At 43.3% G+C, this 12,064-nt stretch carries 10 protein-coding genes; all 10 read right to left on the reverse strand.

The features are described from left to right. Positions 1–118: 118 nt before the first annotated feature. Complete coding sequence (gene nirD / locus ACO05V_RS16535; RefSeq protein ID WP_421853954.1) at positions 119–451, reverse strand: nitrite reductase small subunit NirD; 333 nt, start codon at positions 449–451, stop codon at positions 119–121. Between the two features lie 4 nt (positions 452–455). Continuing rightward, entirely contained in the window at positions 456–3,014 is a 2,559-nt protein-coding gene (gene nirB / locus ACO05V_RS16540; RefSeq protein WP_421853957.1) for a nitrite reductase large subunit NirB, read from the reverse strand. A gap of 71 nt (positions 3,015–3,085) precedes the next feature. After that, positions 3,086–4,327, reverse strand: coding sequence for an NAD(P)/FAD-dependent oxidoreductase (locus ACO05V_RS16545; RefSeq protein ID WP_421853960.1), 1,242 nt, complete (start codon positions 4,325–4,327; stop codon positions 3,086–3,088). Then, entirely contained in the window at positions 4,320–5,168 is an 849-nt protein-coding gene (locus ACO05V_RS16550; RefSeq protein ID WP_421853963.1) for an ABC transporter ATP-binding protein, read from the reverse strand. The genes ACO05V_RS16545 and ACO05V_RS16550 overlap by 8 nt, the downstream gene beginning before the upstream one ends. Positions 5,169–5,207: 39 nt before the next feature. Beyond that, entirely contained in the window at positions 5,208–6,179 is a 972-nt protein-coding gene (locus ACO05V_RS16555; RefSeq protein ID WP_421853966.1) for an ABC transporter permease, read from the reverse strand. A gap of 63 nt (positions 6,180–6,242) precedes the next feature. Beyond that, positions 6,243–7,652: a CmpA/NrtA family ABC transporter substrate-binding protein gene (locus ACO05V_RS16560; protein ID WP_421853969.1), complete on the reverse strand. Its 1,410-nt coding sequence runs from the start codon at positions 7,650–7,652 to the stop codon at positions 6,243–6,245. A gap of 345 nt (positions 7,653–7,997) precedes the next feature. Then, positions 7,998–9,191, reverse strand: a complete 1,194-nt coding sequence (locus ACO05V_RS16565) for a CmpA/NrtA family ABC transporter substrate-binding protein (protein ID WP_421853972.1) — start codon at positions 9,189–9,191, stop codon at positions 7,998–8,000. Beyond that, positions 9,188–9,793 carry an ANTAR domain-containing response regulator gene (locus ACO05V_RS16570; protein WP_421853975.1) on the reverse strand — a complete coding sequence of 202 codons (606 nt, stop codon included), beginning with the start codon at positions 9,791–9,793 and terminating at the stop codon, positions 9,188–9,190. The genes ACO05V_RS16565 and ACO05V_RS16570 overlap by 4 nt, the downstream gene beginning before the upstream one ends. A gap of 198 nt (positions 9,794–9,991) precedes the next feature. Beyond that, positions 9,992–10,627, reverse strand: a complete 636-nt coding sequence (locus tag ACO05V_RS16575; RefSeq protein ID WP_421853978.1) for a helix-turn-helix domain-containing protein — start codon at positions 10,625–10,627, stop codon at positions 9,992–9,994. 105 nt (positions 10,628–10,732) lie between these two features. Further along, complete coding sequence (locus tag ACO05V_RS16580; protein ID WP_421853981.1) at positions 10,733–12,064, reverse strand: HlyD family type I secretion periplasmic adaptor subunit; 1,332 nt, start codon at positions 12,062–12,064, stop codon at positions 10,733–10,735.

The following is a 12,064-nucleotide window of genomic DNA, read 5'->3' on the forward strand; positions in this document are numbered from 1 at the left end:
TAAAATAGATCATGCCTTGCTCCCTCTGGGTTGGCCGTTAAGTTATCCAGAAAGTGCTACCTACCAATCACCCAACAAAGCGCCTAAACAGTGCAGTCGTGCAATACTATGCACCGTTTTAATTAACGGCAATAAACACTTCACCGCCTTCAAGTTTTGCCAGCCAATGAGGTACACTAATATCTTCCTCAAGGCATTGACCCGACGCCAATACAAAATGCTGTTTGTACAAAGGGCTGGCCACCACCCATTGTTCTTGCAGGTGAGCAACCAAACCTCTGGACAAGACATTGGCCTTGCCAATGGGATCCCAATTTCCAATGGCAAATACTTTATTGTCTGACTCTGGGACGTAGAAAATCGCTACTTGCTCGCCATTTACCATAGCCGCCACACCAGCTCCTTCTATCAGATCTTCTTGTTTACAAATTAATTTCCATGGCATCGTCATCGTATTAGCCCACCTTCGCAATTAATTGCTGTTTTTCTGATTTGGTTGCTGGACGCATTTGATCGCGCTCTTCAACAAATACCACATTGCTATCACTTCCCTCATAGTTGACAAATTGACGGAAGGTTTTTAGCGCTTCTGGATCTTCCAGCGTGGTTTTCCACTCGCATTGGAAGGTATTTACAACGTGCTGCATACTGGTTTCAAGCTCACCACACAACCCTAACTTGTCGTTAATCACCACCTCTTTAAGATAATCTAAACCACCTTCTAAGCCGTCCATCCAGACGGAAGTGCGCTGCAATCGATCTGCCGTTTTGGTGTAAAACATCAATACGCGATCAATGTACTTCACCAAGGTTTCATCGTCTAAATCTTTGGCGAACAAATCACCATGACGTGGCTTCATGCCGCCATTACCACAAACGTATAAGTTCCAGCCGCCTTCCGTCGCGATCACACCAATGTCTTTGCTCTGAGCTTCTGCACATTCTCGTGTACAACCAGACACCGCAAATTTGATTTTATGAGGCGAACGCAAACCTTTGTAACGATTCTCTAGATCAATCGCCATCTTCATACTGTCATTCACGCCATAACGACACCAGGTGCTACCAACGCAGGATTTCACCGTGCGCAAAGACTTACCATAGGCTTGACCGGTTTCAAAACCCGCGGCGATTAACTTTCCCCAAATCTCAGGCAATTGCGGCAAAGTAGCACCGAATAAATCGATACGTTGGCCTCCAGTGACCTTGGTGTATAAGCCGTATTCTTTTGCCACTTCGCCCAATACGATTAATCTATCAGGGGTTATTTCACCACCGGGAATTCGTGGCACAATGGAGTAAGTCCCGTCTTTTTGCATGTTGGCAAGAAAACGATCGTTGGTGTCTTGCAAGCTGATGTGTTCTTTTTTCAACACGTAGTCGTTCCAAACACTGGCTAAAATAGAACCAACAGCGGGTTTACAAATTTCACAACCGTGACCTTTGCCATGTTGGTTTAACAATTCAGCAAAAGTTTTGATTCCACCGACTTTCACTAGGTTGTACAAATCTTGGCGCGTATAAGCAAAGTGCTCACAAATATCGGTGCTAACCTCAACACCCAAAGCTAACAATTCGTTGTCGACGACTTTTTTCAATAACGCTGCACAACCACCACAACCCGTTCCTGCTTTCGTGATGCTTTTCACATCACCAACAGACAAGGCGCCATTACAAACAGCGTCATTGATATCTTGTTTAGACACATTATGACAACTACAAATAGAAGCTGTCGCTGGCAAAGCATCCACACCTAAGCCAACTGGTGCATCGCCCATCGCAGGTAAGATAAGGGCTTGCGCTTGCTCCGGTAAATCAATGGCATTGAGGTAATATTGCAACAAGGTGTCGTAATAACTGTTATCACCAACCAAGACAGCACCTAATAGCTTTTTACCATCTTCAGAGACCACCATTTTTCGATAGCTCTGACTTATTTCATCTTGATAAACAAAAACTTTGCAGCCTTGCGACTGAGCATGCGCATCACCCACAGAGCCAACATCACAGCCCAAGAGTTTCAGTTTCGTACTCATGTCTGCGCCAGTGAAAGTCACACCCGCATCACCCATAAGATGCCCTGCGGCGGATTTCGCCATTGCGTAACCCGGTGCAACCAAGCCAAAAATACGATTATTCCACAACGCACACTCGCCTATTGCATAAATATCCTCATCACTGGTTTGGCAATGATTATTCACACTGATACCGCCACGTTCCCCAACCGTTAAACCCGACTGATGCGCTAAAGCATCCTGTGGTCGAATGCCCGCTGAGAATAAAATCAGATCCGTTTCAAGATAAGAGCCATCGGCAAAGTTCATACGATGGAAAGCGTTCTCACCATCAATAATCTCTTTCGTCGCTGTGTCGGTATATACCTTCACATCTAAACCTTCGATCATTCCTTTAAGAACGGAACCGCCCTTTTCGTCTAATTGAACCGGCATTAAACGCGGTGCGAATTCCACTACACTGGTTTCCAAGCCAAGATTTTTCAGCGCATTAGCGGCTTCCAACCCCAGTAAACCACCACCGACAACCGTGCCTCGTGTGACTTGTTTCGCACAAGCTCTGATGGCGTCTAAATCGTCAAGAGTACGATAAACAAAGGTGTTATCACGTTTATGCCCCGGAATGGGCGGAACAAAAGGATAAGAACCTGTTGCAAGAACAAGTTTCTCATAAGACAGAGAGTCACCATTTTGTAATAACAATTGCTTAGCAGCACGATCGATCTCGGTCACCAAGCTGTTAGTAAAATAGCGCACACCGTGTTCGTTATATAAAGAGCCATCGGTCATTGCCAAATCCACCGCGCCTTTGCCAGTAAAATACTCACTTAGATGTACGCGGTCATAGGCTAAATACGGCTCTTCACCAAAAACAGTAATATTAAATTCTTCATGACCACCTTGAGCGATCATTTGCTCAACAAAATGGTGACCGACCATGCCATTGCCAATGACAATGAGATGAGGTTTTGTGGTAAGAAAAGACACGGTTGACGTCATTATATTCCCCTTGCTGTAACCCTTGTTGATGTAGCATGCCTTACGGCTAGCAACGTCTAAAACGGCTTAATTCAGGCCACTTGAGGACAGCAATACGCTTCGCCAAATACCAGTAAATCAAGCAGTTCAGAGACATTGGTCTTATTTTGAATAAGCTGGAAATACCAGCTCCCATCGGCGACGTTGCCATATAGAATTGCGCCAACCAGTAAGCCATCGTTGACTACCAGTTTGCGGTAATGATTTGCGCTAACATCTTTGAAAAGGATGCAGCTGTCTTCTTCTGAGGGTTGAATCTTACCGACTGAAAAAAGGTTCACGCCTGACACTTTTAACTTGGTAGGTGTCGGCTCTATAAAAAACGCTGCCTCTTCGCCTACTAATACCTTCATCAAGACGTTAATTTGTGTCCAAATAGGGGCGACTAATCCGAAGGTCTGCTGTTCAAACTCACAACATTCACCTAATGCAAACACATCAGGGTGAGAAGTTTGCATTTGTTCATCGACTAAAATCGCTCGATTGGTTGCTAATCCTGCCGACTTAGCTAAAGCGATTTCAGGATAAATGCCAGCCGCCATAACAACCAAGTGAACCGCTAGCGGCTCGCCATTTTGGCAAATCACATGGGACACTCGACCGTCATCCGCTTGCAAAAAGGACTCAGGTGACTCGCCAAGGCGAAACTCAATGCCCATTTGCTCAAGTCTATTAAGCAAAAGCTCAGCTGATTCTTCGTCTAGCTGTCGATTTAACAACCAATTTGAACGATGAAAGACCACAACCTTATGACCGCGTTTCACCAAGCCCACTGCGGCTTCTAGACCCAACAATCCACCACCTATCACACAAACAGATCGTCGACCTTCTAATTGGGTCATGACATCCACATCTTCCCAAGTACGAAAACCCATTACATTAGAAGCCGATACACCTTTAATTGGTAATACGCTTGCCCGAGAACCAGTCGCTAGCACCAACTGGTCATAAGTAATGACTTGTCCGCTTGATAAAGTCAGGGTTTTTGCTTCTAAATCCAAACTTGTAACTGAATCATTTGAGAGGATCTGAACCCCGTCATCTTGCATTTTTTGCGTATCAACTAATGACATATCTGCGGGAGAAATATCGTTCGCTAATAAAGAAGACAGCATGATTCGGTTGTAGCCAACCTTAGACTCTTCTCCGATCAAAACGATCTGGTAAAGATGCCCATACACTTGTCGTAAATCATGCGCCAATTTACTGCCTGCCATGCCAGCACCAACAATGACGAGATGGCGTTTCTCCGATTGAGAGAGAAGACTAGGCATTAGCGACCTTGGCGTTAGCGGCCATTTTTTTACTTTTCACAGCGGGCTGAATTGGCTCTACTTTGCGCTGTTTTTCATACAAGAAGGTCAACACTTGGGTCCGATAATCCACGTACCTTGGGTCATTCGCTAAGGCCAGACGTTCACGAGGACGCTCAAGATCAACATGCAGAATTTCCCCTACTGTTGCTGCTGGGCCATTAGTCATCATCACAATACGATCCGACAACAACACAGCTTCGTCCACATCATGGGTGATCATAATCACTGTGTTGTTAAGGTCTTTTTGAATTTCCATCAAAGAGTCTTGAAGATGTGCACGAGTCAAGGCATCCAAGGCACCAAAAGGCTCATCCATCAATAACACGCTTGGTTCCATCGCCAAGGCTCTAGCAATACCGACACGCTGTTTCATACCGCCAGAGATTTCATCTGGGCGCTTATCAGCGGCATGGGTCATATGCACCAGCTCTAAGAAATGCATGATCCAGTCATGCATTTCTTTCTTTGATTTGGTTTTACGAAAAACCTGCTTTACCGCCAATTCAACATTTTGGTAAGAGGTTAACCAAGGCAGTAAAGAATGATTTTGAAAAACTACCGCACGCTCGGGACCTGGCCCTTTTACTTCTCGACCATCCAGTAAAATACCGCCTTCCGTTGCGTCGTATAAACCTGCCACTATGTTAAGAACCGTCGATTTACCGCAGCCAGAATGACCAATGAGAGAAACAAACTCACCTTTCTCAATTTTTAAACTGACGTTATCCAGTGCTTTAAACGGCCCTTTTGGCGTTGGAAACTCAATCGATATATGACTGATGTCTAAATGTGTTGCCATGTTTCTCTCCAATCCAATCTGGTTCTAATGAAAATCTACTTAGCGCAATACCTGAGTTTTATCCCAAGAAACAAAACGCTGGACGGTCAGCATGACTCTGTCTAACAAATAGCCGATGAAACCAATCATCAACACCGCCACCATGATTCGACCTAATGAATTCGAGCTACCATTCTGAAATTCATCCCAAACAAACTTTCCTAACCCTGGGTTTTGCGCCAACATTTCCGCCGCAATCAACACCATCCAAGCGATGCCCAATGACAAACGTAGACCGGTAAACATCAGAGGAATAGCTGACGGAATGACGATCTTCATGACATGTGTCACCCAACCAAGGCGCAATACTTTTGAGACATTAAGTAGGTCTTTTTCTACCGCGGCCACACCCACCGCTGTATTAACCAAGGTCGGCCACATGCAACACAAGGTGACAGTGAACATGGACGTTAAAAAGGATTTCGAAAACATTGGATCATCCGACACATAACTGGCACTCACCACCATAGTAACCAGAGGCAACCATGCTAGCGGCGAAACCGGTTTAAACACTTGAATAACCGGATTCAAGGCACTGTAAACAGAGCGATTTAGACCAATTAAAATCCCTAACGGAATGGCGATCAGGCTAGCCAAGCCAAAACCAGCCAATACGGTATAAAGACTGGTAAATATTTGATCGAAGAAAGTAGGCTTACCTGTGTAATCTCTTAACGTACCAGCATAGCTTGGATCTTTGGCTTGGCGCTCAGCAATGCGCTCTTCTTGACGCACATAAAATTTGTCTTCTTTTACACGCTCTCTCTGATGTTCTGCCACGAGACTATTCCATTGTTGATACACCACAACAGGCCCAGGAAATTCACCCAAAGAGGTATGCACTCGACTTGCTCCGGCTTGCCACAATAAGATGAAAGCTACGATTCCAAAGACAGGCAGTAAAACCCCCTTCAAAGAAAATGCACTGATCTTTTCCTTTAAAGAAGCCATAGTTATGTTTGATATCATCATCTTTTTCTCACTCAATTTAATGCTTAAAGCGACACACTATGCAGCCGCTTTATCTAGTTTGGTTTAGACCTGATCGTCGCCTTTTAGACCAATCTTAAATCGCTTCAGATAATCGTTTGGATGCTTACCGTCGTACATGACACCATCAATAAATTCACTTTGTGGCGGCTTAAAACCATCTTCTTTATCAAAATTAGGAAACTCATCTGCAGACATCACACCATCTTCAATCAGGGCGTTTGCGGCTTGCGCATAAATATCTGGGCGATAAACATCCTTCGCGGTTTTCATAAACCATTCATCGGATTTTGGCTCTGCGATTTGCCCCCAACGACGCATTTGCGTTAGGTACCAAATCGCATCGCTGTAATAGGGATAAGTTGCGTGGTGACGAAAGAAAACGTTGAAATCGGGTATTTCACGCTTATCACCTTTTTCATACTCAAATGTGCCAGTCATACTGTTAGCAATAACATCGTAATCGGCACCAACATATTGGCTACGAGAGAGTATTTTTACCGCTTCAGGACGATTAGCGTTGTTGTTTTCATCTAACCATTTCGCTGCGCGAATCATGGCTTTTACAACACGAATATGAGTATTGGGATATTCTTCCGCCCAGTCACTGCTGACACCAAAGACTTTCTCAGGGTTATTCTTCCAGATTTCATAATCTGTGATGACTGGTACTCCAATGCCTTTAAACACGGCTTGTTGATTCCAAGGTTCACCAACGCAATAGCCGGAAATCGTTCCCGCTTCCATGGTGGCTGGCATTTGTGGCGGCGGTGTCACAGACAACAAAGCATCGGCGTTAATTTGACCACTGGTGTCGCCTCGGGCTGGCGCGTAGTAACCAGGATGAATGCCACCAGCAGCAAGCCAATAACGCAGCTCGTAGTTATGTGTTGAAACAGGAAATACCATGCCCATTTTGAAGGGTTTACCTTGTGCTTTATAACCATCAATCACAGGTTTTAAAGCGCTGGCGCTGATTGGATGAACCGGCTTGCCATCTGGGCCATTGGGAATATTTTTCTTCATTTCATCCCAAACATCGTTTGAGACTGTAATGCCATTACCATTCAAATCCATACTAAAAGCCGTCACTATGTGGGCTTTCGTGCCGTATCCAATAGTTGCACCAAGTGGCTGACCCGCTAACATATGCGCGCCGTCTAACTGACCGTCAATTACTCGATCTAGTAGAACTTTCCAGTTTGCTTGCGCTTCTAAGGTGACGTACAAACCTTCGTCTTCGAAATAACCTTTCTCATAAGCAATGGCTAATGGCGCCATGTCGGTTAACTTGATAAAACCAAATTTAAGCTCTTCTTTTTCTGCATAGCCTAGCTCAGCATGAGCCGTTACAGACAAAAGTGCAGAGCCCAACAATATAGAAAGACTAACTTTTTGAGTGACATTAACGAATGTCGGCAGGGGAATTACCGTTTTCAAAAATCTTAGGTTCATAGTCACACTCCGCTTAAGGGGTTAAAAAGTACAAAAACAAAAAAGGCGCATGCGAATCACAAAAATGTGTTCGCAGGCGCCTTTGCCATTCAAAGAAAACCCTACATTGGATTATCAATAATGAGGGTGACAATTAACTATCGTTGCTAATTTCACCAATTTTTTAAAAAAATCTATGTTTTTTGTAAAGCACACAGTATGCCAACAAAACTAACCTAATGATTTAAAAGTTTTTTTACTAATCTCATTATCTAGATAAAAATAATTCAGCGCGTATAACAAATGTCTTCGCCCAATTATCAGGCAGGGCGCACTAAAATAAGACACACAAACACTTCGTACAAACTACTTAGCAAAACCGTTTAAAATACCATCTGGATGCAAGCGTATCTTTCCTGAAGCAACAGAGTCCAGCCAAGTTAACTCATCCTCAACAGACAAATGCCAATCCGTGCTTTCATTATCTTCAGGTAAACCTAATGCTTTGTTATAAAGATCCTGCCGATAAACCTGCGCCGCCACTTCATTCAACGATTTAATATCACCCAATTGCTGCCAGCGATGCATTTGCGCCATAATCCACAAAGCATAACTCGGCAAAGGTTTATTAATTTCGCGACCAGAAAAACGCTGATAAGCTTTCATTGGCCAATCAAACTGGCCTTTTGGCTTAATAGCACTGAAACCATAAACCAGCTGCTCTAAGGTGCAATTTAAATAATCTGGATGACTTAAGATACTCAACAACTCAGTTTGATTACTCGGCTCATCTACCCACAAACAGGCTTTTTCTAAGGCGCGAATAATGGATAAATACACGACTTGATTTTGTTCGGCCCATAAGGAATTCACGCCAAATACTTTTTCTGGCGTACTACCCCAAATTTCATAACCCGTAACCAACATATGCCCAATACCTTGCTCCACCGCAAGACTGTTCCATGGTTCGCCGACGCAATAACCATCGATATCACCCTGCCTTAAGCTATCAAGCATTTTTACAGGTGGAACCACGACTATTTGCACATCTTTATCGGAATCAATTCCAGCTCGGCTTAGCCAATCTCTTAGCTGATAGTTATGGGATGAGTAAGGGTAAACCATTGCAAAACGCAGCGGAGCAGCATCAACATCTCTATCATCTAGTAATTTCTTCAATGCCACACCAGTTCGAATATCTACGGAAGACTCGGCATAATGCTGTAGCTTTTCGTACAAAGCATTACCAATAGTAATGCCGTTACCATTATGACTGACGGTAAAGCTGGTTTGCATGGCCGTTTTAATGGTGCCAACCCCCAAACTGGCCGCAATCGGCATAGACGCCAACATATGAGCGCCATCAAGCAAATTGAAAGCCACTTTATCGCGAATACTTGCCCAAGATGCTTCTTTAGATAACACCACATCCACGCCTTCTTGAATAAAAAAGCCTTTTTCTTGGGCAATCACAAAAGGCGCACAATCGATCAATGGAATAAAACCAATACGAACAGGCTCGCTAGTTTGAATAACAGTGTTTTGCTGTATCAGGTTCATTTTGAACCTCCCATCAATTCCATCACTGATATGATATTTCGAGCAACATCAGTCATTCGTTGACTACGATCCATCGCTAGCTTCCGAAGCGCTTGATAGGCCGCGGGCTCATCACATTTTTGATGTTTCATTATCAAACCTTTTGCTTTATCTATCAGCTTACGATCTTCGAGCTGGCTTTTTACAGATTCTAATTCTGATCTTAACGCCTGAAACTCTCGGAACCGAGCAATGGCAACTTGCAGTAAAGCTTTCACGCTACCACTGTTAACACCATCAACCACATAGGCGCTGACACCCGCTCGAATAGCGGCTTCCACGTGTCTGGAATCATCTTCTTCGGCAAACATCACAATAGGACGAGGATTATCTTTGGTCAGTCGAGACATGTTTTCCAACATATCTCGATCTGGAGATTCGATATCAATAATGACCATATCTGGTTGAAATTCGTTTACTGCTTCCGTTAGATTCTTGGCATTTTCCAGTCGTCTAATAACGCGATAACCACTATCAATCATGGCTTGTTCTACAATGGCTGCTCGTGCGGGCTCATTATCAACAAGCATCACGGTTAATTCTTTTTCTGGGGGCGCAGGCATGGTGCATTCTCTTAAAAACGTGAAGTCATTCTCAGATAAAATGCAAGATATGCGCCATTTCGACACACTGTTTTTTAAGAGTTTAGTGACAAAAATGGCTCAAAACAGAGCCATTTAAGAATGATTAGCTAGAAAAGTGACTCTAGAATAATAGCTACAAACAGAATCAGTGCGAATGTCCAACATCTATGAGCTAGATTAACGCACGGCATATCTAGTCTGTGCAAGCAGTGCTAAAGCCAAACGGTCTTTGGTGTGAGTCTTTTTAAAAATAGACGTTAAATGAGCTTTTACAGTCCGCTCCGTAATATCCATTTCGAGTGCGATTTGCTTATTAGATAAGCCTTTTGCAACATGTTGAGCAACATTTAACTCACGCTCAGACAAGTCATCCAATTCATCGTTATGGATCTCTGCAGGTGCAGAAGATTGCATAATAAGCTGTTGAATAAAGGCTTTTCCGCCCCATATTTCGCCTGAGTCAACAACTGATAACACCAAAGAAAGTTGTTCTTTACCGATGTAAGGCGCACATTGCCCGCTCACTCCAACGGAAAATAATCGCAGTGCAGCGGCTTGGTTTGTTTGGTTAGGAAATACGATGACTTTTTGTTTTGGGAAAGCAGCACAAAGCGCAACCACTTCCTCCACCTGTTTAGAAAAAGATTTATCTTCTAAATAAATAAAGCAGTATTGGAAACCGGACTCAGTAGTTTCTAATGCTTGATACACCTCATCCAATGTTTCCACTCGAACTAATGAGGCACCCACACTGACTACTTGGTTCCAATGTTTCCATACGGCGTCATCAGCAATCCAACACAAAGTTTTCAAAATAAGTCTCGTCCTAATCAAGTGCGATGTACTATTCTAACCAGCAAATAATAATGAATTGTTAACATTTGTTACTACTCATTATGCTTGGAAAGATTTTTGTAATTACCGCTCACGAAGCGCATTTTGTTTTGCTTTTAAAATAGGTTTTAACAAGTAATCCAATAAGGTTTTCTTACCGGTAATAATATCTACTGTCGCCTGCATACCTGGAATGATTGGCAGTGGTGCCTGTTTAGTTCCTAAATAGTTTTTATCTGTTCTTACTCTAACTAGATAAAAGCTGTTTCCCTCTTCATCAAGAATGGTATCGGCACTGATATTTTCCACCACACCATGCAAACCACCAAAGATGGCAAAATCATAGGCTGACAGCTTCACCACTGCACTCAGATCAGGCTTAATAAAACCAATATTCTCAGGACGAACTTTTGCTTCAATCAACAAAGAGTCTTCTATCGGTACAATTTCAAGTAAGTTCATCCCTGGCTTAATGACACCGCCAACCGTATTAATTTGAATCTGCTTTACAATGCCTTTTACTGGTGAGCGAACTTGTGTTCTTGACACTTTATCTTCAAGGGAAACATTACTTTCACGCAACTGATCCAGCTTACTTTTTACACCGGTTAGATCTTCTTGAGCATCTGCTCGGAATTTTGCTTCGCCTTCATCTAATTTACTTTGCGCTTCTTTTAAGGCCGAGCGAGCACGAGGAATGGCTAACTGAGTTGCTTCCAAATCCCCCTGCAACTGATTCACTTGGCGCTCAAGCTGTAAAAGCTCAACCCTAGACACAGCACCTTGCTCAAATGCAGGTCGAGTCAAAGCTAGCTCTTCTTTCGAAAAAGCATAACTTTGTTTTAGATTGTCTAGCTTTGCCTGTAACTCAACGATTTCTTGTTTCTTTTGCTCTATTTGCTGCTGAAAGCCAACCTGATTAGTCCGTAAAGATTCCAATCGATTTTTGTACAAATCCAGTTCACGATTCACCACCAATGGGTAATCTTTCATAATTTCAGGGTCAAACTCGGGCTTAACACCATAAGATTCCGCCTGAAGGCGCGTTGCTCGAACTTTTAAATTAATAGACTCCGCTTGCTGCTCACGCAATGATGACAACGCCTCGGTATTTTCTATCGTCATCAACACTTGGCCGCTATCAACCACTTGACCTACTTTGGCATTAATCTCTTTTAAGATGCCGCCTTCAAGGTTTTGGATCTGTTGAACTTGGCTAGAAGGAATGACCTTCCCTTCACCAACGGTAACCTCATCTAGCTCTGTATAATTCGCCCACACCAAAGCAGCTGCAACGAAGATAAAAATTACCCATAGAATAATTCTGCCACCACGAGGTGTTTTCAACATCAAAGCAGCATTTCGGTCTGTTAGGTACTCTAAATCATGTTGTGAAATCGAATTTTTATTACTCAT

The organism is Marinomonas sp. (genome assembly GCF_965225885.1).
In the GTDB taxonomy this organism is placed as follows: Bacteria; Pseudomonadota; Gammaproteobacteria; order Pseudomonadales; family Marinomonadaceae; genus Marinomonas.

Excerpts from the sequence above, each read along its gene's own strand:
- ACO05V_RS16565 (WP_421853972.1), bottom strand. The coding sequence starts at position 9,191 with ATGAACCTGATACAGCAAAACACTGTTATTCAAACTAGCGAGCCTGTT.
- nirB (WP_421853957.1), bottom strand. The coding sequence starts at position 3,014 with ATGACGTCAACCGTGTCTTTTCTTACCACAAAACCTCATCTCATTGTC.
- ACO05V_RS16550 (WP_421853963.1), bottom strand. The coding sequence starts at position 5,168 with ATGGCAACACATTTAGACATCAGTCATATATCGATTGAGTTTCCAACG.
- ACO05V_RS16570 (WP_421853975.1), bottom strand. The coding sequence starts at position 9,793 with ATGCCTGCGCCCCCAGAAAAAGAATTAACCGTGATGCTTGTTGATAAT.
- ACO05V_RS16580 (WP_421853981.1), bottom strand. The coding sequence starts at position 12,064 with ATGAGTAATAAAAATTCGATTTCACAACATGATTTAGAGTACCTAACA.
- nirD (WP_421853954.1), bottom strand. The coding sequence starts at position 451 with ATGACGATGCCATGGAAATTAATTTGTAAACAAGAAGATCTGATAGAA.
- ACO05V_RS16545 (WP_421853960.1), bottom strand. The coding sequence starts at position 4,327 with ATGCCTAGTCTTCTCTCTCAATCGGAGAAACGCCATCTCGTCATTGTT.
- ACO05V_RS16555 (WP_421853966.1), bottom strand. The coding sequence starts at position 6,179 with ATGATGATATCAAACATAACTATGGCTTCTTTAAAGGAAAAGATCAGT.
- ACO05V_RS16560 (WP_421853969.1), bottom strand. The coding sequence starts at position 7,652 with ATGAACCTAAGATTTTTGAAAACGGTAATTCCCCTGCCGACATTCGTT.